The sequence below is a fragment of the Chryseobacterium rhizoplanae genome (assembly GCF_900182655.1).
Taxonomy (GTDB): Bacteria; Bacteroidota; Bacteroidia; order Flavobacteriales; family Weeksellaceae; genus Chryseobacterium; species Chryseobacterium rhizoplanae.
In genome coordinates this window covers 532,098-557,514 of the sequence record NZ_FXTC01000002.1, presented here as the reverse complement: position 1 = coordinate 557,514, position 25,417 = coordinate 532,098, and the positions used below count along the sequence as shown (strand labels likewise).

29 protein-coding genes and 2 tRNA genes are annotated in these 25,417 nt (G+C 37.1%); 13 read left to right on the top strand and 18 right to left on the bottom strand.

The genetic code is table 11. The features are described from left to right. Nucleotides 1-16 precede the first annotated feature (16 nt). Entirely contained in the window at nt 17-940 is a 924-nt protein-coding gene (locus tag FN817_RS07815) for a glycosyltransferase family 9 protein (protein WP_142717579.1), read from the top strand. Here FN817_RS07815 and FN817_RS07810 read toward each other — a convergent pair. The 4 genes from FN817_RS07810 to FN817_RS07795 form a co-directional block, all read right to left on the bottom strand. Beyond that, on the bottom strand, nt 930-2,051 hold the full coding sequence (locus FN817_RS07810) for a hypothetical protein (RefSeq protein WP_142717439.1): 1,122 nt from the start codon (nt 2,049-2,051) through the stop codon (nt 930-932). The genes FN817_RS07815 and FN817_RS07810 overlap by 11 nt on opposite strands. A gap of 117 nt (nt 2,052-2,168) precedes the next feature. Then, nucleotides 2,169-2,243 (bottom strand) — tRNA-Val (locus tag FN817_RS07805). 33 nt (nt 2,244-2,276) lie between these two features. Then, nucleotides 2,277-2,351: transfer RNA gene (locus FN817_RS07800), tRNA-Val, on the bottom strand. 42 nt (nt 2,352-2,393) lie between these two features. Continuing rightward, complete coding sequence (locus tag FN817_RS07795) at nt 2,394-3,638, bottom strand: bifunctional folylpolyglutamate synthase/dihydrofolate synthase (protein ID WP_142717438.1); 1,245 nt, start codon at nt 3,636-3,638, stop codon at nt 2,394-2,396. Between the two features lie 184 nt (nt 3,639-3,822). Here FN817_RS07795 and FN817_RS07790 point away from each other — a divergent pair, with 184 nt between their 5' ends. The 5 genes from FN817_RS07790 to FN817_RS07770 are packed head-to-tail and all read left to right on the top strand — an operon-like array spanning nt 3,823 to nt 8,022. After that, on the top strand, nt 3,823-5,145 hold the full coding sequence (locus FN817_RS07790) for a TolC family protein (RefSeq protein ID WP_142717437.1): 1,323 nt from the start codon (nt 3,823-3,825) through the stop codon (nt 5,143-5,145). Between the two features lies 1 nt (nt 5,146). Then, nucleotides 5,147-5,740, top strand: coding sequence for a SprT-like domain-containing protein (locus FN817_RS07785; protein WP_142717436.1), 594 nt, complete (start codon nt 5,147-5,149; stop codon nt 5,738-5,740). A gap of 2 nt (nt 5,741-5,742) precedes the next feature. After that, nucleotides 5,743-6,825, top strand: coding sequence for a mannose-1-phosphate guanylyltransferase (locus FN817_RS07780; protein ID WP_228451503.1), 1,083 nt, complete (start codon nt 5,743-5,745; stop codon nt 6,823-6,825). 32 nt (nt 6,826-6,857) lie between these two features. Next, entirely contained in the window at nt 6,858-7,520 is a 663-nt protein-coding gene (locus FN817_RS07775; protein ID WP_047422075.1) for a hypothetical protein, read from the top strand. Continuing rightward, complete coding sequence (locus tag FN817_RS07770) at nt 7,489-8,022, top strand: GNAT family N-acetyltransferase (RefSeq protein WP_142717435.1); 534 nt, start codon at nt 7,489-7,491, stop codon at nt 8,020-8,022. Before FN817_RS07775 ends, FN817_RS07770 begins: the two co-directional genes overlap by 32 nt. A gap of 69 nt (nt 8,023-8,091) precedes the next feature. Here the strand turns inward: FN817_RS07770 and bcp are convergent, their stop codons facing one another. Then, nucleotides 8,092-8,541 carry a thioredoxin-dependent thiol peroxidase gene (bcp, locus tag FN817_RS07765; protein ID WP_142717434.1) on the bottom strand — a complete coding sequence of 150 codons (450 nt, stop codon included), beginning with the start codon at nt 8,539-8,541 and terminating at the stop codon, nt 8,092-8,094. Nucleotides 8,542-8,574: 33 nt separating this feature from the next. Here bcp and FN817_RS07760 point away from each other — a divergent pair, with 33 nt between their 5' ends. Continuing rightward, nucleotides 8,575-9,195, top strand: a complete 621-nt coding sequence (locus FN817_RS07760) for an endonuclease III domain-containing protein (protein ID WP_142717433.1) — start codon at nt 8,575-8,577, stop codon at nt 9,193-9,195. 151 nt (nt 9,196-9,346) lie between these two features. Here the strand turns inward: FN817_RS07760 and FN817_RS07755 are convergent, their stop codons facing one another. Then, a complete protein-coding gene (locus FN817_RS07755) occupies nt 9,347-9,793 on the bottom strand; it encodes a DinB family protein (RefSeq protein ID WP_142717432.1) in 447 nt (148 codons plus the stop codon). Nucleotides 9,794-9,865: 72 nt separating this feature from the next. Then, entirely contained in the window at nt 9,866-11,662 is a 1,797-nt protein-coding gene (locus FN817_RS07750; protein ID WP_142717431.1) for a DUF885 domain-containing protein, read from the bottom strand. 169 nt (nt 11,663-11,831) lie between these two features. Here FN817_RS07750 and FN817_RS07745 point away from each other — a divergent pair, with 169 nt between their 5' ends. The 4 genes from FN817_RS07745 (at nt 11,832) to FN817_RS07730 (ending at nt 14,502) form a co-directional block, all read left to right on the top strand. After that, entirely contained in the window at nt 11,832-12,293 is a 462-nt protein-coding gene (locus tag FN817_RS07745) for a hypothetical protein (protein ID WP_142717430.1), read from the top strand. Between the two features lie 173 nt (nt 12,294-12,466). Beyond that, nucleotides 12,467-13,171: a MotA/TolQ/ExbB proton channel family protein gene (locus tag FN817_RS07740; RefSeq protein ID WP_047422081.1), complete on the top strand. Its 705-nt coding sequence runs from the start codon at nt 12,467-12,469 to the stop codon at nt 13,169-13,171. Between the two features lie 12 nt (nt 13,172-13,183). Next, entirely contained in the window at nt 13,184-13,582 is a 399-nt protein-coding gene (locus FN817_RS07735; protein WP_142717429.1) for an ExbD/TolR family protein, read from the top strand. 35 nt (nt 13,583-13,617) lie between these two features. After that, nucleotides 13,618-14,502, top strand: coding sequence for a hypothetical protein (locus FN817_RS07730; RefSeq protein ID WP_047422083.1), 885 nt, complete (start codon nt 13,618-13,620; stop codon nt 14,500-14,502). A gap of 15 nt (nt 14,503-14,517) precedes the next feature. Here FN817_RS07730 and FN817_RS07725 read toward each other — a convergent pair whose 3' ends face one another. From FN817_RS07725 to FN817_RS07680, 10 genes are all read right to left on the bottom strand, one after another. Next, nucleotides 14,518-14,910, bottom strand: coding sequence for a hypothetical protein (locus FN817_RS07725; RefSeq protein ID WP_142717428.1), 393 nt, complete (start codon nt 14,908-14,910; stop codon nt 14,518-14,520). Nucleotides 14,911-14,944: 34 nt separating this feature from the next. Next, nucleotides 14,945-15,310, bottom strand: coding sequence for a four helix bundle protein (locus FN817_RS07720; RefSeq protein WP_142717427.1), 366 nt, complete (start codon nt 15,308-15,310; stop codon nt 14,945-14,947). A 55-nt stretch (nt 15,311-15,365) separates the two neighbouring features. Continuing rightward, the gene (locus tag FN817_RS07715) at nt 15,366-16,769 is read right to left on the bottom strand and encodes a nucleoside recognition domain-containing protein (RefSeq protein WP_142717426.1); all 1,404 of its coding nucleotides are present in this window, start codon (nt 16,767-16,769) and stop codon (nt 15,366-15,368) included. Between the two features lie 295 nt (nt 16,770-17,064). Next, nucleotides 17,065-17,574, bottom strand: coding sequence for a DUF6973 domain-containing protein (locus tag FN817_RS07710; protein ID WP_142717425.1), 510 nt, complete (start codon nt 17,572-17,574; stop codon nt 17,065-17,067). Nucleotides 17,575-17,628: 54 nt separating this feature from the next. Then, on the bottom strand, nt 17,629-18,483 hold the full coding sequence (accD, locus tag FN817_RS07705) for an acetyl-CoA carboxylase, carboxyltransferase subunit beta (protein ID WP_047380112.1): 855 nt from the start codon (nt 18,481-18,483) through the stop codon (nt 17,629-17,631). A gap of 90 nt (nt 18,484-18,573) precedes the next feature. Further along, entirely contained in the window at nt 18,574-19,644 is a 1,071-nt protein-coding gene (gene fbaA, locus FN817_RS07700) for a class II fructose-bisphosphate aldolase (RefSeq protein WP_047422087.1), read from the bottom strand. 71 nt (nt 19,645-19,715) lie between these two features. Next, the gene (locus FN817_RS07695; protein ID WP_047422088.1) at nt 19,716-20,582 is read right to left on the bottom strand and encodes an NAD kinase; all 867 of its coding nucleotides are present in this window, start codon (nt 20,580-20,582) and stop codon (nt 19,716-19,718) included. Between the two features lies 1 nt (nt 20,583). Continuing rightward, nucleotides 20,584-21,237, bottom strand: a complete 654-nt coding sequence (locus tag FN817_RS07690; protein WP_047375984.1) for a CBS domain-containing protein — start codon at nt 21,235-21,237, stop codon at nt 20,584-20,586. Nucleotides 21,238-21,424: 187 nt separating this feature from the next. Further along, nucleotides 21,425-21,955: an RNA methyltransferase gene (locus FN817_RS07685; protein ID WP_142717424.1), complete on the bottom strand. Its 531-nt coding sequence runs from the start codon at nt 21,953-21,955 to the stop codon at nt 21,425-21,427. 5 nt (nt 21,956-21,960) lie between these two features. Then, nucleotides 21,961-22,572 carry a toxin-antitoxin system YwqK family antitoxin gene (locus FN817_RS07680; RefSeq protein WP_228451502.1) on the bottom strand — a complete coding sequence of 204 codons (612 nt, stop codon included), beginning with the start codon at nt 22,570-22,572 and terminating at the stop codon, nt 21,961-21,963. A 64-nt stretch (nt 22,573-22,636) separates the two neighbouring features. Between FN817_RS07680 and FN817_RS07675 the strand changes: the two genes are divergently transcribed. Next, entirely contained in the window at nt 22,637-23,236 is a 600-nt protein-coding gene (locus FN817_RS07675) for a hypothetical protein (protein WP_228451501.1), read from the top strand. Between the two features lie 12 nt (nt 23,237-23,248). Here the strand turns inward: FN817_RS07675 and FN817_RS07670 are convergent, their stop codons facing one another. Beyond that, the gene (locus tag FN817_RS07670; protein ID WP_228451500.1) at nt 23,249-24,145 is read right to left on the bottom strand and encodes a bestrophin family protein; all 897 of its coding nucleotides are present in this window, start codon (nt 24,143-24,145) and stop codon (nt 23,249-23,251) included. Nucleotides 24,146-24,364: 219 nt separating this feature from the next. Here FN817_RS07670 and FN817_RS07665 point away from each other — a divergent pair, with 219 nt between their 5' ends. Continuing rightward, nucleotides 24,365-25,243, top strand: a complete 879-nt coding sequence (locus FN817_RS07665) for a cupin-like domain-containing protein (RefSeq protein WP_142717423.1) — start codon at nt 24,365-24,367, stop codon at nt 25,241-25,243. Nucleotides 25,244-25,417: the final 174 nt, after the last annotated feature.

Here is a 25,417-nt window from a genome sequence, read left to right as displayed (position 1 = left end):
ATTCGGAGATGTTGCGATGACTGTACCTGTTTTCAGAGAATTTCTGGAGCAGAACCCCGGTGTGGAGATTATTATGGTGTCCAGAAAGAATTTCGAAGCGCTGTTTGCGGAAATTCCCAATGTGACTTTCAAAGGAATTGATCTTGATGACTATAAAGGTCTCTTTGGATTGAGGAAATTGAGCAATGAACTAATTCGGGAGTTTAATCCGGATTGTATTGCCAACCTTCATGACGTAATCCGGACCAAAGTTTTAGACAGAATATATAGAAGAAAAGGACTTAAAGTTTTCAAAATAGATAAGGGTAAAGAGGAGAAAGAACACCTCACAGATGTATGGAACCTTGAGAAAGTACAGCTGAAGAAAACCGTGGAGCGTTACGCAGACGTATTTCGTAAAATGGGATTCAAGGTTGAACTTTCACATCAACTCAGACCGACTTCGGAACAAAAATCAGGAATTGGCTTTGCCCCTTTTGCCCAACACAAAGGAAAGATGCTTCCTCTGGAAAAATCCTATGAACTGGTCAGAATCCTGGCTCAGAAACATACGGTATATTTCTTTGGTGGAGGTAAAAAAGAAACTGAAACCCTTGAAAGATGGGAAAGCGAGATTCCTAATACAAAAAATCTTGCCGGAAAATTAAATCTTACCGAAGAACTGAATCATATTGCCGGGCTGGAACTGATGATTTCCATGGATTCTGCGAATATGCACCTTGCGAGTCTTGTAGGAACAAGATGTGTTTCTATTTGGGGAGCTACTCATCCCTATGCCGGATTTTTAGGATTCGGGCAGAGTGAAGAAGATGTTGTTCAGGTAAAAGACCTTACCTGCAGGCCATGTTCTGTTTTTGGAGATAAAGAGTGCTACAGAGGAGATTGGGCTTGTCTTGAAGAGTTTAATATCCAGAAGGTGATAGACAGGGTTAATTTTTAAAAATAATCTTTACCATCTCTTCGGCCTTAGCATGGTCCGAATGTGTTTTTTCTAAGATTTCCTTTCTCTTTTCAGAATCATTATAATCTTTTTCTGCTGAGGTGATAATCTGTTGGCGAATTTCGGCCATATCAGCCCCATACAGACATAAATCCGTCAAAGCAGGATCATCTGTAATATTTCCATTAATAATCACAAAACGACTGTTGTAAAGGGTGTTGAAAAGTTTCACCTTGGTTCCTGAATTCTGGTAGGAAATCAGGATGTTGGCATGGGCATTTTCCAGAAGATGGTGAAGGTTTTCCGTGGTAAGGATAGGAGTGAGGGTGATATTTTTAACCGCTGAAATCCTCTTTTTAATATCTTCACCAGCGCGGTCGGAGGCAACAACAAGTTTATACTGTGGAAGTGTTTTAAATAAATCAATAGTTTCAACCAGTGCTCTTTTGTTATCAGCCGTGGTAAGGTCTCCATGAAAAAGAAAATAATTTCCTTTTTTATCAAGTTGCTTTACCGATTGATTGCCATGGAAAATATGGATTAACTGTGCGTTTTTCGAATAAGTTTCTACTTCATTATATTCCTTTTCAGACAGACAGAATACCGCTTCAAACTTCTTTAAAAGCTTTTTCTGATATTCTTTATACTTTAAAGATTCAATTCTGTAAACAATCTTTTTGAAGATGTTTTTTTCTGATATTGAAAGACCTTTATAATATTCTGCTTCGTTGTTGTGATGGCGGAGATATAGTTCACGCCTGTTATTTTTCAGAAATCTGATGACGGATGTTGTCTGCAGCCCTTCAAATAATATAGGAGCATCGATCTTTTCCAGATTTTTAAGTAGGAGATCAGAATCTCTTATTACAGCAGCAAAAGGAATTTCTGAAAAGTAGAGGAGCGGATTCTTTTTCTTTTCATAAAAAAAGACATTTTCAGTACTTTCCTCAACTTCCGGATCAATCTTTACAGGAATTTTGTCTACAAAGCAATGAAGGTGGATTTTTATTCCCAGGTCAGATAGAGCTTTGATCTTATAATACACATCAATGATCCCGCCATAAGAAGGAGGGTAGGGATAATTGAATGATATGATATGGAGTTCCTTCACGTCAGGCAAATTCAGTCGCAGACAAAGGTAAATAAATATGAGAAGAAATGCAGGAAGTACTCTTAAATAGCTTAGAAATAAAATAAAAAAATCTCCCAATTTCTTGAGAGATTTTTGTGGGTCCTGAGGGATTCGAACCCCCGACCCTCTGGGTGTAAACCAGATGCTCTGAACCAACTGAGCTAAGAACCCGAATTTTTTTGAAAGGTTTCGTTTCCTTTTCTGTGGGTCCTGAGGGATTCGAACCCCCGACCCTCTGGGTGTAAACCAGATGCTCTGAACCAACTGAGCTAAGAACCCTCTAGACTTGTTCTCTTGTTTAGAGTGGTGCAAATATACGACTTATTCTTTAATCTCCAAATTTTTTTCTAAAAAATCTCCCACTACAAAGTTGCTTCCGCCGATAAAAATCATTTCTTCATTTGTACATCGTTCTTTTGCAGCAAGATAGGCTTCCTGTACAGAATCAAAAATTTCATAAAAAATTTTCGCCTCCTGAAGCAGATTTTCATAATCTTCCGGGTGTCTTCCTCTGCTGACAGATGGTTTTGCAAAATAGAACTCAGAATTTCCAGGAAGTAATTTCATCACATCATCTATTTTTTTGTCATTCACAAACCCCAAAATGACATGCTTATGCCTATTAATTGAATTTAATTGTGAAAAAACATACTCCAAGCCAGCCTGATTGTGTCCCGTATCACAAATTGTAAGCGGATTTTTTGAAAATTCAAACCAACGGCCAATGAATGCGGTATTCTGATGAACATGAAGGAGTCCGTTTTCAAGATCTTCTTCAGAAATATGTACTTCCAGTTTTCTTAATTCTTCTACTGCGGCCAGTACAACTCTGATATTTTTCTTCTGGTAATTTCCTTTCAGATCAGATTCAAGGTCTGTATGAATAAGAGTAGCATCGATAAACGGTGCATTTTCTTTAATCGCTTTCTCTCGGATGATATTTTTGACAGCTTCATTCTCGTCACCTGAAATAACAGGGATATTATTTTTAATAATTCCCGCTTTCTCAGTGGCAATTTCTTCAATGGTATCTCCCAAAATATTCTGATGATCCAGCTGAACATTTGTAATCGCAGAGATCAGGGGTTTAATAATATTTGTTGAATCCAGTCTTCCTCCCAATCCGACTTCAATAATGGCAAAATCTACCTGTTGCTGATAAAAATATTCAAAAGCCATGATTGTGGTAAATTCAAAGAAAGAAGGACGGATATCTTCCGGAAGTGTTCTTAATTTTTGAATAAACTCAAAGACAAATTCTTTATTACAGTTTTTTCCGTTAACCTTAATGCGTTCCGTAAAGTCTATCAGGTGAGGAGAATTGTATAATCCGGTTTTATAACCAGCCTCCTGGAGAACGGATGCGAGCATATTGCTTGAAGAGCCCTTTCCGTTGGTCCCGCCGATATGGATACATTTTATTTTATCCTGTGGATTTCCAAAGAAAGCACAAAGCTTTGTAATATTGTCAAGCCCGGGTTTATAAGCCTTCTGTCCATCTATCTGATAGTTGGGCATCTGCACGAAAAGCCAGTCAATAGCTTCCTGATATTGTTCATTTGTCATGGTGCAAAATTCCCAAAAGTTTTCTTAAAAAAAAATATAATTTTTCAATCTGTAACTTTTTTATATTTAATTCGTCTAATATTGAAAAATCTTAATATGAAGTCGCTGTGATTTGCATTTACAATACTGATGAAGATAACACGATTCCATATGACCATTAAAAACAAATAAACATCTACATAATATGAAAAAAGTTTGGATCATCGTTTTTGGATTAGGTTATCTGGGTTTAAGCGCTCAGAAGAAATGGTCCTTAAAAGAATGCGTAAGCTATGCAGTGGAGCATAATCTTCAGGTTATCCAAAATCAGTATACTAAAGAAAACCAGGAATACAACCTTAAAGCGGCCAAAAAAGACTATTTGCCTTCCGTATCGGGGAGTGTTACTACTGGAGTGAGTTTCGGACAAGGATCTTTAGGAGCAGGAAGCTATAGAAACGACAGATTCAATAACAGTGTTGGTGTAGGTGCCGATGTTTTGGTCTATAATAACGGGAGATTGGAGAAGAATGTAAGAAAACTCCAGTTTGATGTAGAAGCCAGCCAATATGATATTGAAGCCATCAAAAATGATATCTCAGTACAAATAGCGCAACAATATTTAACCGCCTTACTGAACAAAGAAATTGTGAAGATTTCTCAAAGCGCTGTAGAAAATGCTAAAAAACAGCGTGACAGAGCACAGATCACCACTCAGGTCGGGACTACTGCACAGACTGTTTTAGCGGAAGCCGATGCAGCCTGGGCGAGAGAAAAACAAAATCTTAAGACAGCAGAGGTTAACGTAGGAAGAGCTCTGTTTGCAATCGCTCAGCTTTTGCAACTTTCAGATTATAAGGATTTTGATGTGGAAAACGTAGAGATTCCTGAAACATTAGAATCCCAGTTGATAACTGCTGATGATGTTCTTACAAAAGCCTATGATGTGCAGCCTCAGATAAAAGCAGCGGAAAGCAGGATAAGATCTGCCGAAGCACAAACTGAGGTAAGCAAAACAGCATTCTGGCCTACTTTAACAGCGAGTGCCGGTCTTAACACTTTCTATAATAAGCAATTTAATGTTCCTCAGGGAGTTGTACAGGGAACTTTTTTTGAACAATATAAAGATCAGTTTGGACAAAATGTTGGATTGTCACTTAATATTCCTATCTTCAATAAAGGAAAAACAAAACTACAGGTTGAGCAGTCCAAATTAAATGAAAGTGTTAGTAAAATTACCCTTGAGCAGCAGAAACAAACGGTAAGACAAAATGTACAGAAAGCTCAGTTTGATGCCGATGCCAATTATGAAAACTATCTTGCAGCTGTGGAAGCAGAAAAAAGTTCTAAACTGGCTCTTGATTTTGCTGACAAAAGTTATGCTGCAGGAAGAACAACCATTTATGACGTCAATGTAGCGAGAAATAATTATGCAAATGCACAGGGATCAGTAGCGCAGGCAAAATATAATTATCTTTTTAGTCTTAAACTATTGAATTTCTATGCAGGAATTCCATTAAGTTTGTAAAATGCCAATTCAATCATTAGAAAAATATTTACCTAAAAACAATACTCTTAAATATTTAAGAAACTGGTTTTCAGATTACTATATACATATAAAGGTTACTAGAAACAGGAATTCAAAACTGGGAGATTACAGAAAACTTCCGGACAATTCCCATGAAATAACGGTAAACTCCACGCTTACCCCGCAACTTTTTTTCTTTGTACTGACCCATGAGCTTGCACACCTGATTGCGTTTGAAAAATATGGACGAAAAATCTCTCCCCATGGCAATGAATGGAAAGAAACCTTCAGAAATATGCTTCTTGAAAGTCTTGAAATTTATGATGAAGAGTTAAAACCTATCATTATAAAATTTTCAAAATCGCCCAAAGCCAACTTCATGGCCAGCCCTGATCTGGTAAGGTATTTTCATACTGAGAAACAAGATGATACTCTTCATTTTATCGAGGAACTTCAGAAGGGGGAGTTTTTTATATACCGCAACGAAAAGTATTTATTAGAAGGTCTGGTTAAAAAAAACTATCTTTGTAAGAACCTGGCTACTGGAAGGAAGTATTCTTTCAAGCCATTAGCCAGGGTAGAAAAATGTAGTTAAGAATGTTAAAATCAGATAGATACTGCGTTATAATGGCGGGAGGAATCGGGAGCCGGTTCTGGCCGATGAGCACGCAGAAATTTCCAAAACAGTTTCAGGATATTTTAGGTACCGGGCGTACTATGATTCAGCAGACCTATGACAGAATCAGCAAGGTAATTCCTAAAGAGCAAATATTCGTGATTACGAATAAAGAGTATGTGGCTCTTTCCCATCAGCAGCTTCCGGAGATTCCTGAAGAAAACATTGTGGGAGAACCGCTTATGAAAAATACGGCTGCATGTAACTTATACATGGCCAATAAGATTGCTGAGATCAATCCGGATGCTACAATGATTGTGCTTCCGGCAGATCACCTGATCCTTAAAGAGGATGTATTTTTGGAAAAAGTGGAGCTGGCATTTGAGGTAGCTTCAAAACATGATTATCTGGTAACATTAGGAATTACTCCAACAAGGCCTGATACGGGCTACGGTTACATTCAATTTGTAGAAAAGAAGGGTTCTGACTATTTTAAAGTGAAAACATTCACAGAAAAGCCTATTCTTGAAATTGCCCAAAGCTTCCTGGAAAGTGGTGACTTCCTTTGGAATGCAGGTATTTTTATTTGGAATGTAAAAAGTATTCACCATGCTTTTGACCTTTATCTTCCTGAGATGATGCAGCATTTTATGGCTTGCGAATACAATTCTGAAAAGGAAAACAACTGTATTGAAACTATTTATCCAAAAGTTCAGAAAATCTCTATTGATAACGGGATTTTGGAAAAAGCAAAAAATGTATATGTGATTCCATCAGATTTAGGATGGAGCGATCTGGGAACATGGACCTCTGTTTACGAAAATACAGAAAAAGATAAAGACGGAAATGCTGTGAAGCTAAAACATTTACTTTCCTATAACTCAAAAGGAAACATTATCCGTCTGAGAAATAATAACAAAGCGGTCATCATTGACGGTCTTGAAAACTACATTGTTGTAGATACCGATAAAGCACTTCTTATCTGCCCGCGGGATAACGACCAGCTTATAAAAGATTATGTTCTTGACTTAAAAAACTTTAAGAAGGGAGATAAGTTTATGTAATATTTGGTATATTTTCTGCTGATTTTTAAATTATGATTAAAGCTGCAACCCGATTTACAATTCTTACATTCTTACTTTTGGGAGTCTTAGGATTTTCTCAGGAGAAGAAAAAATTTTCAAGCATTCCGAATATTTTACAGCAGATCAACCCGAGCAACAGGGTAGATTCATGGATATTGGTATACAACAGCTATGGAAAAGGTGAAGAAATAAAAATTTCGGGTAAGGTGGATTATACCCCGCAGTTCTCCGGATTCAATCTTTTCCCTAATGAAGACAGCTTTTATTATATTGCTTATTCAGAAGGTGGAAAAGTTAATTATGTTACCGATGTTGAGGGGCTTAAGAAGTTTATAGACCGGATTGATAATGCGCAGGAAGCTGCTGTAATGCTGGCTGCCGAAGGATATATGGTGGATGAGGAATTCAAAGACCTTGCGGGTAATTATCATGAAGACAAATCTAATTATTATCTGGACCTTGGAAAACTGACCTCAAAGGAGTGTCCTTACCAGAAAACGCATTATACGGTGACTGTAAATAAATCAACAGGTGCTGTAAGTAATGTGAAGGACAATGGAACCTATATTGAGCTTTACAATAAAAAATGTGCTAATAACCCGAGACTTTTAAAAATCGAAAAAAAAGAAGAACCAAAGAAAGATGAGCCCAGAAAAACACCCAAGCGCAAATAAAACCTACGAGACTGAACGATTAATACTTCGTCCGATGTCCCGTGAAGACAAAGACTTTGTTTTTGAGCTTTATAACAGGCCGAAATTTATTCAACATATCGGTAACCGCAATGTTAATAGCATTGAAGATGCTGAAAATTATATCTTAAACAGGTTTGCTCCACAGATTGAAAGGCTGGGATTCGGAAACTATCTTTTAGTGACGAAGGAAGGAAATGAAAAAGTGGGTGCCGTAGGAATCTTTGAAAGAGAAGGCCTGGATATTGTGGATATCGGATATTCTCTGCTGGAAGAGTTTGAAGGTAAAGGATATGCTTTTGAAGCGGCTCAGAAGGTCAAATCCATAGGAATGGATGAATTCGGGTTATCAAAAATATCAGCGATCATTTCAAAAGATAATGTTTCTTCCCAAAAGCTAATTGAAAAGTTGGGACTAAGGTTTAAAAAACATGTCACTCTTCCCGGAGAAACTGAAGAATTAAACTATTACGAAACAGAATAATAAGAATTATAAAAAAAGCTTTCATAACTATTTGTGAAAGCTTTTTTATATCTGTGTTTCAAAAAGAAGTTATCCCTCCAGAATCTGCTCGGCAGCAGTCTTTGAAGTCACTTTTTCAATCACTCTTGTACAAATGCCATTTTCATCAAAGATAAAAGTGGTTCTTACAATTCCCATGTAGGTTTTTCCAAATGTTTTTTTCTCCTGCCATACCCCGAATTTCTCAATGATATTACGTTTTTCATCCGCAATAAGATCATAAGGAAAAGCAAACTTGCTGTGGAAATTCTTCTGCTTTTTTACAGAATCACCGCTTATTCCCAATAATTGAAATCCTGCTTTTTTTAGCTTAGTATAATTATCACTCAGGTTGCAGGCTTCCACCGTGCAGGTTGGTGTATTGGCTTGCGGATAGAAGAAAACCACTAGTTTTTTTCCAATTAATTTTGATGAGGTTACTGTTTCTCCGTCCTGATTGAGTTCTTCAAATTCAGGTAATTTATCTCCAACTTTCAGCATAATGATTTAATTTTGTTCAAATTTAAGGGTTACATGACAAAAAAACAAAGAGCTGAGCTCGTTCAGCGAGAACTGGATAAATTATATCCCACCACACCTATTCCGTTAGATCACACTGATCCGTATACATTGATGGTTGCCGTAGCGCTTTCTGCACAAACTACAGATAAAAAAGTAAACCAGGTTACGCCCGAACTTTTTGCGGTAGCAGGAACACCGCAAAGAATGGCTAAGCTTGAAGAATTTGAAATCAAAGAACTAATCAAAGAAATAGGATTATCCAATACGAAAGCCAAAAACCTGAAAAGAATGGCCGAACTTCTGTTGGAAAGACATAATGGCGTCGTTCCCCAGACTTATGAAGAATTGGAAGCTCTTCCGGGTGTAGGACACAAAACAGCCTCAGTAGTAATGAGCCAGGGTTTCGGATTTCCTGCTTTTCCTGTGGATACCCACATTCACCGTCTGATGACGCAGTGGAAGCTTACGTCAGGAAAAAATGTAGTAGAAACGGAGCGTGATGCAAAAAGTTTGTTCCCTGAAGAAGTATGGAATAAGCTTCATCTTCAGATCATTTTCTATGGAAGAGAATATTCTCCCGCAAGGGGAAAAGGAGAGAAGGATTTTATTACGAAAATGATGTTTGAGAAATAACCTGTTCTGATTTAACGCTAAACTCGCGAAGGGTTAAAAAATAAAATGCAGCAATTACTTTGTTATCGCTGCGTTTATTTTAATAAACCATGTCAAGGTTCAGAACCTTGACATGGTTTAAAAAACATCATGTGAGATAAAGGAAGTGTATTTAATAATCCAACAACCTTCTGTGGTAATTGATCTGCCCCAAATGATAATCCAGGTGTGCAATCAGGTGAATCAGAAAGTAATCTGTGGACATTTTATTTTCAAAAACTACCAGCGGATATTCTTTTTTTATATCGTCTTCTGATAATTGTGGCAGCACAGAGTCTATCATGGCTGCAGTGGCTTCAATTTTTTCAATAAGTTCGGCTTTTGGAACATCTTTTAAGGAAAACTCCAGGTCACGTTGTCTTACATATCCTGTGTTTCCAAGATGCGTTCCTATAAAATGGTTGAGGTTTCCAACCAAATGAAGAACCAGGTTACCCGCAGAATTGGCTATGTTTTTATCAATTTTCCATAGATTTTCTTCATTTTGATAGGCTTCTATCTCTGTTCTTAATTTGTTCAAATCTCTGCTGTAGAGAGATTTAAGGCTTTCTGTGATCATATCAATTTTGTTTATTTAGAAGAGTAAATAAAAAGGGGACTTTTTTCAATGTCCCCTTTTATTAATGTAAGTTTATTTTTGTTTTTGAGCCCAAAGCTCCATTTTTCTATTCAGAACGTCTAAAGGAAGACATCCCTGGCTTAATACTTCATCATGGAAGCTTGCCAGATTGAATTTGTTTCCAAGTTCTTTCTGGTACTTTTCTCTCAGTTCACGGATTCTTAAAGAACCTATTTTGTAGCCTAAAGCCTGTCCCGGCATCGCCATATATCTTTCAACTTCTGCAGTGGCAGATCCTTCATCGTAAGAAATATTACTTAAGAAATATTTAATGGCTTCTTCTCTTGACATTTTTCCGGTATGAAGTCCTGTATCCACTACAAGTCGTACCGCTCTCAGCATCTGATCGCTCAGATATCCCATTTTCTGGTAAGGATCTGTATACAAACCAAATTCAGGACCTAGTGTTTCACAATAATGGGCCCATCCTTCGCCATACGCTCCAAACCATCCGAATCTCATGAACTTTGGAAGCTTAGTATTTTCCTGTTGTAAAGAAACCTGGTAATGATGCCCTGGAATCGCTTCATGAAGGAAAAGAGACTCCATTCCTGAAGTAACATTGAATTTTGTAGGGTCAGGAAGAGGAACATAAAATATACCCGCTCTCTTCCCGTCAGGAGTTCCCGGAATATATTCTGCACTGGCGCTTGCCTCTCTGAATTTTTCCGTCTGCCTGATTTCAAACTTTGTTTTTGGAGTTACATTAAACATTGTTTTCAGTTTCGGAGTAATCTTCGTCAGAATACCGTTGAAGGCATTTAAAACCTCCTTAGAAGTCTTATAAGGCATTGCCTTTGGATCTGTCTTCACAAAAGTGATAAATTCTTCCAGACTTCCGGAAAAACCTACCTGTTTCTTTACTTTTTCCATTTCTGCACGAAGCATAGCTACCTGCTGCTGACCAATTTTATTGATTTCATCAGGAGATTTCTTAGTTGTTGTCCAGGTTTTTACGTAATAGCTGTAAATTTCATTTCCATTGGGAAGACTGTTGTATCCGTCTGTATCTCTGGCTTTAGGAAGATAATCTTTTTCTAAAAACACGCCCATTTTAGTATAGGCAGGAATAATTTTTTTCGTAATTGCTTCCTTATAAAGTGCTGAAAATTTATCTTTCCGATCCTGAGTGAAACTTTTCGGGAAGTTTTTAATCGGTCCGTAGAAAATATTCTTTTCCATATCAGAGGTTGTGATTTCCTCAGCTTTCATCTGAGGAATCATTTTGATAACCAGTTTTTTAGGTAGTACTACCTTATTGTTGATTCCCTCACGGAAGTTGTCTGCTGCGGCATCCATCCATTCCGGGAATTTTTCCATCCTTTTCAGCCAGTCGCTGTAATCCTTTTCGGTTTTGAAAGGCTGGCTGCCCTGTCCGCTCCCATACAGCGGAAAAGTAAGCGGAAGACCCCCGAATTGTGTGAAAGGAATATATTCCGGATGATAGGCATAGGCCTCAATTTTATCTTTTAAAGAATAATCCAGTACATCATATACCACCTTATCTTCATCAGAAAGGTTTTTGTAATCTACATGTTCCAGCTGTTTCTGTACAGAATTATAAAAAGCCACTTCTCCTGAAATAAAATCCTTATCAATATTGATGGGAAGCTGGTCATTGTATCTCGTATCTCCCTGAGAGGTAGCATCTAAAGGGTATAGCTTAAGATATTGCTCATAATAGTTGGAAGCAATGGAATCCAGGTTGCTGGGAGTCACTTTCGTAAGGGGAGAATCCGTTTTTTTGCACGAGGCAAGACCGATTATCAATCCTAATCCAAGAATACCTTTTGATAAAATGTTTTTCATTTTCAGAATCTTTATGAAAACAAAAGTAAGTATTATTGGGATATTCAGACTTATGGTAGGAGTTGATTTTAAAAAATTATTTTTAAAATCCTTTCAACATTGAATCAATTTTTTATCTTTGTCTAAAACGTTTAACAATCATATTATTACAGCTCTTTTTTAAGAAATAATGAAAGGGATTTTAAAAATTTACCATCCGGAGGAGACGCTAAAATACAATATCAGAAATACTTATTGTAAGGCGGTTTACAGTAACCAACAACATTTTTTAGAGGTTGAAGTTATTACGGATGACAGTTTGGATCACGTAGACGATGATTCACTACAGTACAACTTTCCGCAGCTTTCACTTGAAGTTTTTGATTTTCCTATAGAATCAGCGGAAATAGAAGGAAAAACTATCACAATCAATGACTCTGATGAAGAAACCTACACAGAAGTAGACCTTTTCGACGACGAAGATGCCTATATCTATGACAATGAGCTTCTTTTCGAAAAAAATGAGGAAGGAGAGCTTCAGGTCATCTGGAAGGGGACCATTGATGATTTCTATACCGGATCTGATACACCGATTCCTTTTAGATTAAAATGCGAATTTAAGCAGGATGATATTGAGGTAGACGAAGATTAACGATCGTCTTCATCCTTTTTTATACCGGATTTCTTTTCAAATTATTTTTGGAGAGAAATTTGCTATTGATAGAATTGTAACAAATTTTAAGTTGTTTTTAAGCAATTTTTAAGAGTTCAATTCATAATATTCTATTACATTTGTCGTTGAAAATTTAATAAAATTCACATTTAATGCTGTTAACGGAACTTTCTCAGATTTTATTTGCACAAATCGCTACACCTGCAGTTGCTGCAGACAACTTAGAGTTCTCATTCTGGAAAATCATGTTCCACGGAGGAGCTTTCGCTAAAATAGTGATGGTCACGGTATTGCTGTTAGGTATATTTTCTCTGTATCTGTTTTTTGAAAGATTTTTCTTTATCAAAAGGCTGACTTCAAAAACGGATTCCAACTTTATGAACAATATTGAAGACTTTATCAAAGCTGGAAAAATAGAGGCTGCAACAGATTATTGCAAAACACAGAATTCTCCCGAAGGAAGAATTTTAGAAAAAGGAATCTCAAGATTGGGACGTCCTGTTTCTGATATCGTAAGTGCTATGGAAGCGCAGGCTCAGGTAGAGGTTGCCAATATGGAGAAAAATCTGAACCTTTTGGCTGTAGTACCGAGTATTGCACCGATGTTAGGACTTTTGGGTACAGTAATAGGGATGATTATCGCTTTCTTTAATTTATCCCATGCCACTGGATCTTTCTCTCCGAAAACACTTTCAGAAGGTATTTATACCGCATTAGGACAGACCGCTGTAGGTCTGGCAGTAGCTATTCCTGCTAACTTCTGTTACAATATTTTATTGACAAGGATTGATAAGTTTGTACTGAAGGCTCAGAATATGTCAGGCGAATTTTTAGACCTTATCAACAAACCTTTATAAATCTTTCTTAAGATGAAAATTCAGAGAAGAAATAAAGCAAACCCGGAATTCAGTTTAGCAGCGATGACAGACGTTATCCTGTTGATGCTGATTTTCTTTATGATCACATCTTCTGCAGCCAATCAAAGTGCTATTGATGTGAATCTGCCGAAAGCCGGAGCTGTTGACGATAATATTCCTAATCCTGTCACAGTAAGCATTAAGCCGGACGGCTCATTCTTTATAGATGACAATCCTGTTAATAAAGGGGAACTGGAGAAAAGTATTGTAGATAAACTGGCTGGTCAGACCAATCAATCGTTCACAATCAGAGCTGACGAAAACACATTGCATAAAGATGTTGTTTTTGTAATGGAAATTGCTGAAAAACATAAGTTTAACATTGCAATTGCGACCGTTAAAGATAAATAACAAATCCGGATTTCCGGAAAGAATTACTTGTTAAGATGAGAAGCTATACAGCAAACAGAAACGAAGAAAACAAAGATAGAATAAAGAGCGCCCTGCTTTCTGTTCTTATCTGGGCTGCTATTTTGCTTTTTGTTTTTTTGTATAAACTAAAACCTGAGTTGGATAAAGATCCTGAAGTGGTTACTACCATGTTGGTCAACTTCGGGGATAACAGAAACGGGAAAGGGATTGAAGAACCTGCTGAACAGCCGGGAAGTCTTGCAGCAGCTACAGAAGAAGTAACACCTGAACCAGCAGAAACACCTGTTCCGGAAACAAAAACTATTGTAAAACCAGAACCGGCACCTGAACCGAAGAAAGTAGAGGCAAAGGAGAAAGTCATTACAGGAAATAATTCAAAAGCAACAGTTCCTAAAAAAGAGGAATCAAAAAAAGCTGAAAAAAAGGAAGCAACAAGCACCAGCGCTTCTAAGAATACTAAAAAATCCGGCGCTGCAACAGCCAATTCAAAAACAGGAAATGGAGATGGAAAAGGAAATGCCGCTATTGGAAACCTGATCAAAGGAAGAGGAACAAAAGCCGGAAGCCAGGGAACAGGTGAGGGTATAGGAAATGCAGGAGATCCTTTAGGAGGTGACGGAAACGGAGACAGCAAAGTAGGAATAGACAGAAAGCTGGTAGGATATATTCCCGGGACAATGGGAAGGGGAGGAGCACAACCTTCTCACAGCTGTACTGCAAGTGGATCAATTACCATCGCCTATACTGTAGATAAAGCAGGAAATGTGGTGTCTGCAAGAAGGGCAGGAGGTGTTTCAGATCCTTGCGTGTCATCTACATCAGTGGCCTGGGTAAAGAAATATGTAAAAGCAGAGAAAGCCAATACTTCTTCCACCGGAACTTATAAAATTACATTCTAAAAATACAAAAGCACTTTATTCAAGTGCTTTTTTTAATTCATTGATTCTGTTAATAATCGGAAGGGCAAAAATACCGCTGGTCTGAAGATACAGCTCGTAAAATGTCTTTGCTTTATCCTGAAAATCTTTATTCTGATCATGTCTGCTATTGAAATAGAAAAGGTTTCCCAGCATTTCATAATAATCTTTGTGATCCCTTTCCTGTCTTTCATTGACAAGGGCAATCATTTCTTCCTTCGTTTTAGAAGAAACTTCTGTGAAGCTCATCTTGAAAATGTCTCTCATCAAAGTATCAAAATCCAGTTCTTTCTGCATTAAACTTTCTTCAGGTTTGTCCAGAATTAGTTTTTCCAGTGCCTGGGTTAATTGGCGGATGAGTCTTAGGGTGAATTCTTTATCGGTAATCATAATAGTATATTTTGTTGCTAGTTGCTGGTTTGGATTAGGTTCGCCAGCTTAATTGGACGTATTTTATAAAGTTATTGATTTTTCCTCCTAAGAGTTTGTATTGTTCTGATTTTTCTTTAAAGTCTGAGCTTAAATCCGGATAGAGACGGTTGATTTTTGACAAGTGACAAACTGTTTCGTCACAACTTGCCTGAGAGTAAGTAAGGAATCTGATAAAATCACCTTTGTAATGGTTTCTTCCATAACCTTCTGCAATGTTCGTAACAACGGAATCGGCAGATCGCCTCAATTGGCTACCCAATTCATATAATTCATAGTTGGGTAGTTTGAGCGATAATTTATGTGTTTCAATAAATAATTCAAAAGCAATATTATAAATGTCAAGTTTTTCGTAGCTCATTAATATATTTTTTCACGGTTAAAAAACTAGAAACCATCAACCAGCAACTTTTTTATTAAGCAAAGAATAAATACGCCAATGCAATTGCTGTAATAACGCCCACCAAATCGGCCAGAAGCATGGCAATTACAGTATATCTCGTATTCTTAACGGCTACGGCGCCAAAGTAGACTGCAATCACATAAAACGTCGTATCTGAGCTTCCCTGAAGTACGGCTGCCAATTTCCCTTGGAAACTATCAGCCCCGAAAGTACTCATCGTATCCACCATCATTCCTCTGGCTCCTGAACCGGATAAAGGCTTGATTAAAGCTGTCGGAAGCCCGTCCACGAATCTTGGATCCATATTCGCGACATTCGCAACCCATTTCATTCCGTCAATGATCACATCAAAAACTCCGGAAGTTCGTAACAGGGAAATGGCAATCAGCATCCCAACCAGGTAAGGAATAATCTTGACACAGGTTGTGAATCCTTCTTTTGCACCTTCAATAAAGGCATCAAAAACGTTGATCTTCTTATAAACGGCTCCAAGCACAATAGCAAGGAATATGAAAAGGATTAAACCATTGCTTAATACTTTACTGAAATCATCCAATTGGTCTTTACTCAATTGTACAAGGTACAGAACCAATAAAGCGATAATGGCTGAAATTCCCCCTACATAAGCGATTACTACGGGACGGAGAAGATTGATTTTCTGATATAAAGAAACAATAATCATTGCCGCCAAAGTAGCCGCGAAAGTAGCAATCATACAGGGCAGGAAAATGTCTGTAGGGGTTTTGGAGCCCATTGATGCTCTGATGGCAATAATGGATACGGGAATTAAAGTCATTCCTCCGGCATGAAGACACAGGAACATAATCTGTGAATTACTGGCCGTGTCTTTATTTGGATTTAAAGCCTGAAGGCTTTCCATCGCTTTTAGTCCAAAAGGAGTCGCTGCATTATCCAGTCCCAGAAGGTTGGCACTGAAATTCATCAGCATATGCCCGAATGCGGGATGGTTTTTAGGAATATCAGGAAATAGTTTTGAGAAAAAAGGCTGTATCAGACGGCTTAGAAGATTGATACCCCCGGCTTTTTCTGCAATACTCATGAATCCCATAAACAACGTCATAATCCCGATAAGACCAAGACAGATCTTCACCGCAGTTTCTGAAGTTCCAATCACTCCATCAGCTTCCTGAACACGGTAAACGTTTACATTTTGTTTTAAAGAATCTGTTTTATAATGAATTCTGCTGTCTGCAAAATCATTCTTTTTCATCAGGCTGTCTCTTACAACTGGGGAAAGGCTGTTCATCGGCTGGGATGCAATCTTCACCGTATCACCTCCTTTTCCCACTACCATATCATTGAAAATGGTTTTGTAGTGACCTGACGAAACATATTTTATACTGGCAATGGCAATGGCAATGATAATGAAAGCCGACCAAATTCTGCTGAGAACCATCTGATTGATTTAATTGTTTAAACTTATCAAAAATACTTTAAACCACAAAAATAACTAAAGTCTTTTGTTATTCTGGAATGAGAGAACTAATGATGGTTTACTGATTTCAAATTATTTTGACGCAATGTTCGCAAGTTTCTAATGAAGATAAATATGATTTTTTGTTCGCGAAGGCGTTAACACTAAGCAAATAACGACAATCAGGAAATATTGAAATGCCCTTGCGAACAAAAAGTATGTGCAAAGTTTTTATATTTTCCTTGCGATCCTTAGCGTTTAAAATAAACTGAATTATTTACTCTTCCAGATAAACAAGATGCCCTTCAAAATCATCATCAAGATTTTTCAGAACCTTTGCATCATCCATTTTTTTGACCAGGGCTTCTACAAAAAAGCTTTTTTCAAAAAACTGGCGGTGGATTCCGGGTAAAAGTTCCATGAAATAATCCATTCCGATTTTGTTGTTATGGAGATCCATTTTGGTTTCCAAAGGCTCATTCGGGAAAAGTTCTTCATGCATGTCTGTGATTCTTTTGCAGAAATCAAGCGCCTTTTTAGGGGAAGAAATTTTACAGCAGTACATCATAATGAAACAGCACCAGAGAGCGTGCCTGAATGCATTTCCAATTCCATTTGTGGAGGCTGTCTTAGGAAATTTTTTCTGAGCTATGGTAAACGCCTTTACCGTGGCATGAAAGCTCAGCAGGGCAAAAAGAGGATGGGGAAGGATAAGTGATAAAAGACGGATAATCTTTTTAAAACTCATACTTCTGATGGTATTGAAAAATATCTTAAAAGTCCTCATAAATAAAAATCTCTCCCTAATTAGAGAGAGATTGTATTGTTTTTGTTACAGATACTATGCTTTTACAGCTAATAAATTTACTGTTTTTGCAACAGTATCCTGAATTTCAGTTCTTTTTACGATGAAATCTACAAATCCTTTTTCCTGTAAGAATTCTGATGTCTGGAATCCTTCCGGTAAGTCTCTACCGATTGTTTCACGGATTACTCTTGGTCCTGCGAAACCGATCAATGCTCCCGGCTCTGCCATGATGATATCAGCGGTCATTGCGAAAGAAGCAGTAATTCCTCCGAATGTAGGGTCACAAAGATAAGCGATGTATAAAAGTCCTGCTTCAGAAAGCTGAGCCAATTTAGCCTGAACTTTTGCCAGCTGCATCAAAGAATAAGTGGCTTCCTGCATTCTCGCTCCTCCGGACTGACAGATAATCATGTAAGGAAGTTTGTGCTTAATACAGTAGTCTATTGCTCTTCTGATCTTTTCTCCCATTACAGAACCCAAAGATCCACCAATGAAAGCAAAATCCATACAAGAAACTACCATTTCAGTTCCCTTTACAGTTCCTACAGCATTTCTGATAGAATCAGTAAGCTTGGTCTTTGCTTTTACCTCTTTCAAACGGTCTTTGTAAGGCTTTGTATCTTTGAAGTTTAAGATATCAATACTTTCAACATTGGCATCCAGTTCGGTAAATTTACCACCGTCAAAAAGGATGTCAAAAAATTCGGCACTTCCTATTCTTACATGAAATCCGTCTTCAGGAGAAACATAGTTATTTCTCTTTAGTTCATCATGTTCCACAACTTTTCCGGATGGAGTCTGATGCCAAAGTCCTTTGGGAACGTCCTTTTTTTCATCAGTAGAAGTGGTAATGTTTTTTGCTTTTCTTTTAAACCAGTCGAATGCCATTTTTGCTTGTATTAATGTATAAATGTAAAATGTACCAATGTAAATGTATTTCTTATGAATACTTTTTACATCGGTACAAATGTACAGTTCTTATTTTAAAGTATTTACGTTATTTAAATCTTCAAATGCTTTCACCAATCTTGTAGAGAATGTTTCTTCACCTTTTCTTACCCAAACTCTTGGGTCATAGAATTTCTTGTTAGGTTTTTCTTCTCCTTCAGGGTTTCCGATTTGAGCTCTTAAATAATCAATATTATTTACCATATAATCTCTAACGCCTTCTGTATATGCAAACTGAAGGTCAGTATCGATATTCATTTTGATTACTCCGTAGTCGATAGCTTCTCTGATCTCTTCTAAAGTAGATCCTGAACCTCCATGGAATACAAAGTTGATAGGTTTAGCAGCTGTTCCGAATTTCTCCTGAACATATTTCTGAGAATTGTCAAGGATTTTTGGTGTAAGAACTACGTTTCCTGGCTTGTAAACTCCGTGTACATTACCGAAAGCAGCAGCAATGGTAAAGTTATCAGAAATAGCTTTTAGTTTTTCATACGTGTAAGCTATATCTTCAGGCTGAGTATATAATTTAGAGTTATCAACGTCTGAATTGTCAACACCGTCTTCTTCACCTCCTGTAACCCCGATTTCTACTTCAAGAGTCATCTGAAGCTTAGCCATTCTTTCGAAATACTGAGCTGAGATCTCAAGATTTTCTTCTAAAGACTCTTCAGAAAGGTCTAACATGTGAGAAGAGTAAAGAGATTTTCCTGTCTGCTTGAAGAAATCTTCGTTAGCATCCATTAATCCATCAATCCAAGGAAGTAATTTCTTTGCACAGTGGTCTGTGTGTAGAATTACTGTTGCTCCGTAAGCTTCAGCAAGAGTGTGGATATGTTTTGCGCCAGCGATAGATCCTAAGATGGCAGCCTTTTGTCCGTCATTGTTTAATCCTTTCCCTGCGTTGAATGCAGCTCCACCATTTGAAAACTGAATAATTACAGGAGAGTTCAACTTCGCTGCAGTTTCCATCACAGCGTTTACATTGCTTGATCCAATTACGTTTACTGCAGGTAATGCAAACTTGTTTTCTTTAGCATACTGAAAGATATCAGTAACTAACTGACCTGTGGCAACTCCTGCCGGAAAAATTCTGCTCATGTTTTACTTTTTGTTATAAATTTATTAGGTGTTTTTAATTTCGTGTAAAGGTAATCATTTTTAAGAAATTACTAATTTCTTTTATCTCTTCCCCAAAGTAGCTTCTGACGGATCGTCTCATAGAAACTCAAACTGTTGGGCTGTACCAGAAGAAGCTGGAATGCTGCTTTTTTGATGATAATTTCCTTATCGGTTTCTATATGGATCAGTCGGGAGTCCAGAGAAAGTGAATATTGAGGAACACGGCTTTCCACCCTGAATTTTATTTCTACTTTGTCATTGACCACCAATGGTCTCACATTCAGATTGTGAGGTGCAATGGGAGTGATGACGAAATTTTCGTTGTTTGGAGAAATGATGGGCCCGCCACAGCTCAAAGAGTAAGCGGTAGAACCTGTAGGAGTTGATATGATAACACCGTCACCCCAGAATACATTCAAAAACTCATTATTAATATAAGAATCTACTGTAATCATTGAGGTGGTTTCTTTTCTGGAAACCGTAACGTCGTTCAGGGCATAAGGGAAAGATCCCTCCAGATTGGGAGAAACAACTTCAATGACCGATCGGCGGCTTGTTTTTACATCTCCTTTTAAAATGGAATCCAGTTCTTTAAAAGCTTCTTCTTTAGTGAAAAAGGCTAAAAATCCAAGTCTTCCGGTATTCACTCCTACAACAGGAATTTCAAGATCTTCAATGAACGTTAAAGAATTTACAATCGTTCCGTCTCCACCAAAAGTGAAAAACAGATCAACTTCCTTATCCAGAAGATCCTGCTTACAGTTGAAGGTTTCGAAAATTTTTGAGAACTGAAGTGCTTCAGCCATTTCATCGTACAGAACAGATTTTACATCTCTGGCTTCAAGTTCAGAGATAAACTTGCTTAAATATAAAAAAGTATCAAGATCTTTTTTCTGAGAATATATGGCTGCCTTCATGTTATATTTCTATGAATTTTTGTAAAAACCCAAATCGGTCTTTAAACAGATCGGATTTCTCATCAGAATAGTATTTTTCAACAATTCTGTAGTCATACCGGTCAAAAGTTGAGTCTATCGAGGCCAGATTTTCATTGCTGATCTTTATGGTGATTTGAACCACTTCTTCAGACATAAAGCTTATAAATCCTCCATAAAATTTTGAGTTGTTACTTTCTACGATATTGGTAATCTCCGTCATAGAATATTTTCTGGCAGGAGTTTCTACCGTAAGAATGGCACCTGTTTCTGAAAATAAAGGATAACGGGAAAGGTCCTGGAAAACATCTTCACAGGTGATATACCCCAGATATTTTTCATTTTTATTAATCACCGGGATCACATTGCTGCTGAAGGTATAAAACAGACGGATACTGTCCATAATATTACTGTCCTCCAGAATAGCAAACCGCTCAATCTGATGCTCAAGGTCCTTCAAAGTCCCGCCATCTTCTTCATACAGAAAATCCATTGCAAGGGCTCCGTAAAAATGGTGGGATTTTTTGATAAAAACATGGGAATATCCAAAATCTTCCAACATATTTCTGGCCGACTCTATAGAGTCAGACAAGCTAAAACATGGAAAGTCTTTTGAGATATAGTCCTTGATAAACATTGTGCTAATTTATAAAAAATTAAATGAAACTTTTTCTGAAAACGCGACTTTTTTTAAGCTGAAACAAAAAAAATGCCATCAAAATTTGTTTGTAATGAAAAAAAAAGTACCTTTGTCGCCTTTCATTTTTACTTTTTATTAGATTTATTTCAAACTGCACTGTCTACTAAGGACATATGCAGTTTTTTTATTTTAACGCTTTTGCAAATTCCCACATTACAATTCCGGCACATACACTTACATTCAGAGAATGCTTTGTTCCAAGCTGTGGAATTTCTAAAAATACATCAATATTAGGGAGAGCTTCATCACTGATTCCTTCCACTTCGTTTCCTAAAATCAAGGCATATTTTTTCGACCTGTCAATCGTAAAATCAGTAATAAGCTGGCTTCCGGTAGTCTGCTCAATTCCGATGATTTCATATCCTTTGCTTTTCAGATCAGAAATCGCTGTATTGGTTTCTGTCTCATGAGACCAGTCTACACTTTCTGTTGCTCCCAATGCCGCTTTATGAATCTCACGGTGGGGTGGCTGCGGCGTGATCCCGCAAAGAATTATTTTTTCAATTAAAAAGGCATCTGCCGTTCTGAAGGCTGCACCTACATTGTGCATACTTCTGATATTATCTAAAATGATGACCACCGGAATTTTTTCAACCTTCTTAAATGTTTCTACATCTATTCTGTTAAGTTCTTCCAGTTTTAGTTTCTGTACCAATTGTATTATTTTGTTGAGATTAATTTTCCGTCTTTATAGACCTCTGTTTTTTCTATGCTTCCGTCTTCACGGTAATGAACCCTGTTGCCATTTCTCTTGTCGTTGGCAAACTCTGTTTCACGTTGTAATTTTCCTGAAGGATAAAACACTTTCCATTTTCCGGTCGCAAGGCCGTTGTCATACTGGCCGATGTCTTTCACGGATTTTCCGTCTTCATGGAAGGTTTTGCTTTCTCCCTGTAATTTATTGAATTTATAATTCGAAATTTCAGTTATTTTGCCGGCTGGAGAATAAAAAGTAGCGGTAAGGCTGTTATCATAAACATTCTTTTCTCCGTTTCTGAAAGCTTCCTTGGAAGTAAGTACTCCGTTCTTATCGAAATAGGACCATTCTTTTACTTTGAATCCCTTTTTATATTCTCCTTTAGACTGTATTTTTCCGTTATCGTAATAAAAAACAGCATCTCCGTCCAGTTTCCCTTTTTCCCATTCTACTGTATTTTTTACCTGCCCGTTATCATAGAATTCTTTGCAGGATCCCTCCTGTAATCCGTTTTTATATCCACATGGTTTCTGTGCCAGAATCATGACAGAAGTGGAAAAAAACAATAAAAACATGTACTTCATAGCTATTTTTACTTCAAAAATAGTAAAATACTTATATTTGACTCAAAAATATACTATGAAAAAAATATTCACCTTATTCATATTGATATGGGGATTTATCTGTCTTGAGGCACAAAATACGTATTATCCTCAAGCTTTTTTTGATAAAAAATTGGCCAGAGACATGCTGGGATTCGGAAATTCTACCATTGAAGGCGTTGCTTCCACCAAACAAAAAAACAATTGGGGGATCAAGCCATTGCTTGGAGAAAAACATTATGCACCCAAAGGAACTGTGATCATGCTTTTTCCTGTAACGCCTTATTTCGAGGAATTTTATGACATGAGAAGAAAGTATGAAAATAAAAAGACAACAGTGTATATGTCTGAAGAAGCTTTTAAATACAGAGTGGAAGCTTTAACGGATGATCATGGCAGATTTAAATTCGAAAAACTGAAACCCGGGAAGTACTATCTTGAAACGATCGTCAATTTTACAGCGACGGCAAGTTATCAGCAGCAGACAGGAACTTCAGATGCTTATAACGGGTATGGAGCTTACCTGTATTCAACACCAATATACAGTACGTTTTTCTACGGATATTCTGCAGCCAACAGGGAAAGCAAGTTTGTAGAGATAAAACAGGACGGCGAACTCAAAGAAATCAAGCTTTAAAAGCTTGATTTTTTATTTTCTGATCATAATCTGATGCACATTTTTTTCAATATTCTGCGCTAATGTTTCCATAGGAATATCATTTTCATCATTGTTGAAAGGATCTTCAATTTCTTCCGCAATCAGCTCAAGGCTCATTAAAACATAATAGACGAAAACGGTAAGCGGAATCATGAAAAGACCAATAGTGATCACATACGCAATGGGCAGTGCAAAAACGTACAGGATAATAAATTTTTTGATGAAAGAAGAGTAAGAATAAGGGATCGGAGTGTTTTTGATTCTCTCACAGCCTCCGCACACATCCAGAAACCCTGAAAGCTGTGTGTCTAAATACAGCATTTCAATTTCTGAAATTTTACCTTCTTTTTTTAATACGTTCAATTTGTGAGTCAGCAGGATAACTATTTCACTTGGGCCATGATTTTTTAATGAACTTTCTATTTCAGAATAATCTTCATCCAAAGCCAGTCTTGTAGATTCTTTGGAAAGATGTTTGGCTAAAAAGTGCGGGAAATATTTTAAATATCTCGCAATCTGTTCAGCATCCTGACGGTTATCCCCAAGTATAGTATTAATTTTTACAGCAAAATTTCTGGTGTCATTAACCAGTTTTCCCCAAAGCTTTCTGCCTTCCCACCACCTGTCATAAGCTGTGTTGGTTCTGAAAACCAGTAAAAGTGAAAGCACAAAACCCAGCAGAGAGTGAATCATTCCCACATTACTGATTCCTGATTTTGAGGTAAGATGCAGATATTCCACTTCCAGATACTGAATTCCCCAGGAATACAATCCTATAAGAACCATGCTTGGAAAAAGGATCTTCAGCGTATCACTTTTATGTAAACTGAAAAGGATTTTAAGGAAATGTTTGGTATTGTAGACTCTCATAAATTCACTTGTTACCACAAATATAAATTTTTCATCTGAGCTCTGCTAATAAAGTAAGGAAGTCTGAAGCTGGAAGAGGTATAAGCTTTTATAAAAAAAATTATAGAATGATATATAGATGTTTGCAGAACAAATCTTAACTTCCAGCATCCCACTTCCAGCTTCCAGCTCTTTTAATCTTAATTTTCTCAGGTTTCAAAAAAACACTATTTTTATTTCGCATTAAATACAAAATACATGATCCTCGAAAACGTAGATATTGTAAATGATATCAGTAAAGAAGATTTTCAGAAAAATTATTTTAAGAAGCAAAAACCTCTTTTAATCAAGAATTTTGCCAGAAGATGGGATGCTTTCGACAAATGGAATCTGGCTTACATCCGGGAAAAAGCAGGAGATCAGGAAGTTCCGCTGTATGATAATAAGCCTGCAGATGCTGCTAAAAGCTCTGATGCTCCAGTGGCTCAGATGAAAATGAAGGAGTATATAGATACCATAAAAAGTAAACCTTCAGATCTGCGTATCTTTTTCTATATCATAACAGACAGGCTTCCTGAGCTGTTGAAAAACTTCACCTATCCGGACCTGGGAATGAAATTTTTTAAGAGATTACCAACATTATTCTTTGGGGGAAGTGAAGCCCATGTTTTAATGCATTATGATGTGGATTTGGGTGATTTTATGCATATCCATTTTGAAGGAAAGAAAAGAATTCTTTTGTTTGATCAGAAGCAGTCCCCATTTTTATATAAAGTTCCTTTATCTGTTCATACAATATATGAGGTAGATTATGAAAATCCGGATTACGTAAAGTTTCCGGCACTGAAATATGCGAAAGGCTATGAAATCTTTATGGAACATGGTGATGCCCTTTTTATTCCGGGAGCTTTCTGGCACTTCAACAGATATCTGGAGCCAGGTTTTTCACTTTCATTGAGAGCGCTTCCGAATAAGCCGAATGTATTTGCCAATATGCTGTATCATGTTTTCATTATGAGATATACGGATAAGCTTATGAGAAAATTATTCAAAGCAAAATGGGTGAATTATAAACAGAAATGGGCCTATAAGAAAAGTTCCGAAGCATTGGAAAAACACATGAAGTCCGGACAATAGGCATTTACTTTAGATTATTTTAACGCAGGGAACGCAAACTTTTATTTGCTGATAAGGGTTCGCAAAGGCGTTTCACCCAGCGAAGAAAGCTTTCGGTTGCTCAAATGAAATGCCTTTGCGAACGAAAATTAAAGGAATCAATATCAATTTTTTTTGCCTCTTAGCGTTAAATTT

Coding starts and splice junctions, on each gene's coding strand:
- FN817_RS07755 (WP_142717432.1), bottom strand. CDS start 9,793: ATGATCACAGAAAGCCTTAAATCTCTCTACAGCAGAGATTTGAACAAA.
- FN817_RS07760 (WP_142717433.1), top strand. CDS start 8,575: ATGACAAAAAAACAAAGAGCTGAGCTCGTTCAGCGAGAACTGGATAAA.
- FN817_RS07740 (WP_047422081.1), top strand. CDS start 12,467: ATGCTGTTAACGGAACTTTCTCAGATTTTATTTGCACAAATCGCTACA.
- FN817_RS07815 (WP_142717579.1), top strand. CDS start 17: ATGACTGTACCTGTTTTCAGAGAATTTCTGGAGCAGAACCCCGGTGTG.
- FN817_RS07775 (WP_047422075.1), top strand. CDS start 6,858: ATGATTAAAGCTGCAACCCGATTTACAATTCTTACATTCTTACTTTTG.
- FN817_RS07695 (WP_047422088.1), bottom strand. CDS start 20,582: ATGAAGGCAGCCATATATTCTCAGAAAAAAGATCTTGATACTTTTTTA.
- bcp (WP_142717434.1), bottom strand. CDS start 8,541: ATGCTGAAAGTTGGAGATAAATTACCTGAATTTGAAGAACTCAATCAG.
- FN817_RS07750 (WP_142717431.1), bottom strand. CDS start 11,662: ATGAAAAACATTTTATCAAAAGGTATTCTTGGATTAGGATTGATAATC.
- FN817_RS07715 (WP_142717426.1), bottom strand. CDS start 16,769: ATGGTTCTCAGCAGAATTTGGTCGGCTTTCATTATCATTGCCATTGCC.
- fbaA (WP_047422087.1), bottom strand. CDS start 19,644: ATGAGCAGAATTTTTCCGGCAGGAGTTGCCACAGGTCAGTTAGTTACT.
- FN817_RS07725 (WP_142717428.1), bottom strand. CDS start 14,910: ATGATTACCGATAAAGAATTCACCCTAAGACTCATCCGCCAATTAACC.
- FN817_RS07710 (WP_142717425.1), bottom strand. CDS start 17,574: ATGAGGACTTTTAAGATATTTTTCAATACCATCAGAAGTATGAGTTTT.
- FN817_RS07770 (WP_142717435.1), top strand. CDS start 7,489: ATGAGCCCAGAAAAACACCCAAGCGCAAATAAAACCTACGAGACTGAA.
- accD (WP_047380112.1), bottom strand. CDS start 18,483: ATGGCATTCGACTGGTTTAAAAGAAAAGCAAAAAACATTACCACTTCT.
- FN817_RS07720 (WP_142717427.1), bottom strand. CDS start 15,310: ATGAGCTACGAAAAACTTGACATTTATAATATTGCTTTTGAATTATTT.
- FN817_RS07675 (WP_228451501.1), top strand. CDS start 22,637: ATGAAAAAAATATTCACCTTATTCATATTGATATGGGGATTTATCTGT.
- FN817_RS07745 (WP_142717430.1), top strand. CDS start 11,832: ATGAAAGGGATTTTAAAAATTTACCATCCGGAGGAGACGCTAAAATAC.
- FN817_RS07665 (WP_142717423.1), top strand. CDS start 24,365: ATGATCCTCGAAAACGTAGATATTGTAAATGATATCAGTAAAGAAGAT.
- FN817_RS07680 (WP_228451502.1), bottom strand. CDS start 22,572: ATGTTTTTATTGTTTTTTTCCACTTCTGTCATGATTCTGGCACAGAAA.
- FN817_RS07780 (WP_228451503.1), top strand. CDS start 5,743: ATGTTAAAATCAGATAGATACTGCGTTATAATGGCGGGAGGAATCGGG.
- FN817_RS07735 (WP_142717429.1), top strand. CDS start 13,184: ATGAAAATTCAGAGAAGAAATAAAGCAAACCCGGAATTCAGTTTAGCA.
- FN817_RS07795 (WP_142717438.1), bottom strand. CDS start 3,638: ATGACAAATGAACAATATCAGGAAGCTATTGACTGGCTTTTCGTGCAG.
- FN817_RS07790 (WP_142717437.1), top strand. CDS start 3,823: ATGAAAAAAGTTTGGATCATCGTTTTTGGATTAGGTTATCTGGGTTTA.
- FN817_RS07730 (WP_047422083.1), top strand. CDS start 13,618: ATGAGAAGCTATACAGCAAACAGAAACGAAGAAAACAAAGATAGAATA.
- FN817_RS07785 (WP_142717436.1), top strand. CDS start 5,147: ATGCCAATTCAATCATTAGAAAAATATTTACCTAAAAACAATACTCTT.
- FN817_RS07690 (WP_047375984.1), bottom strand. CDS start 21,237: ATGTTTATCAAGGACTATATCTCAAAAGACTTTCCATGTTTTAGCTTG.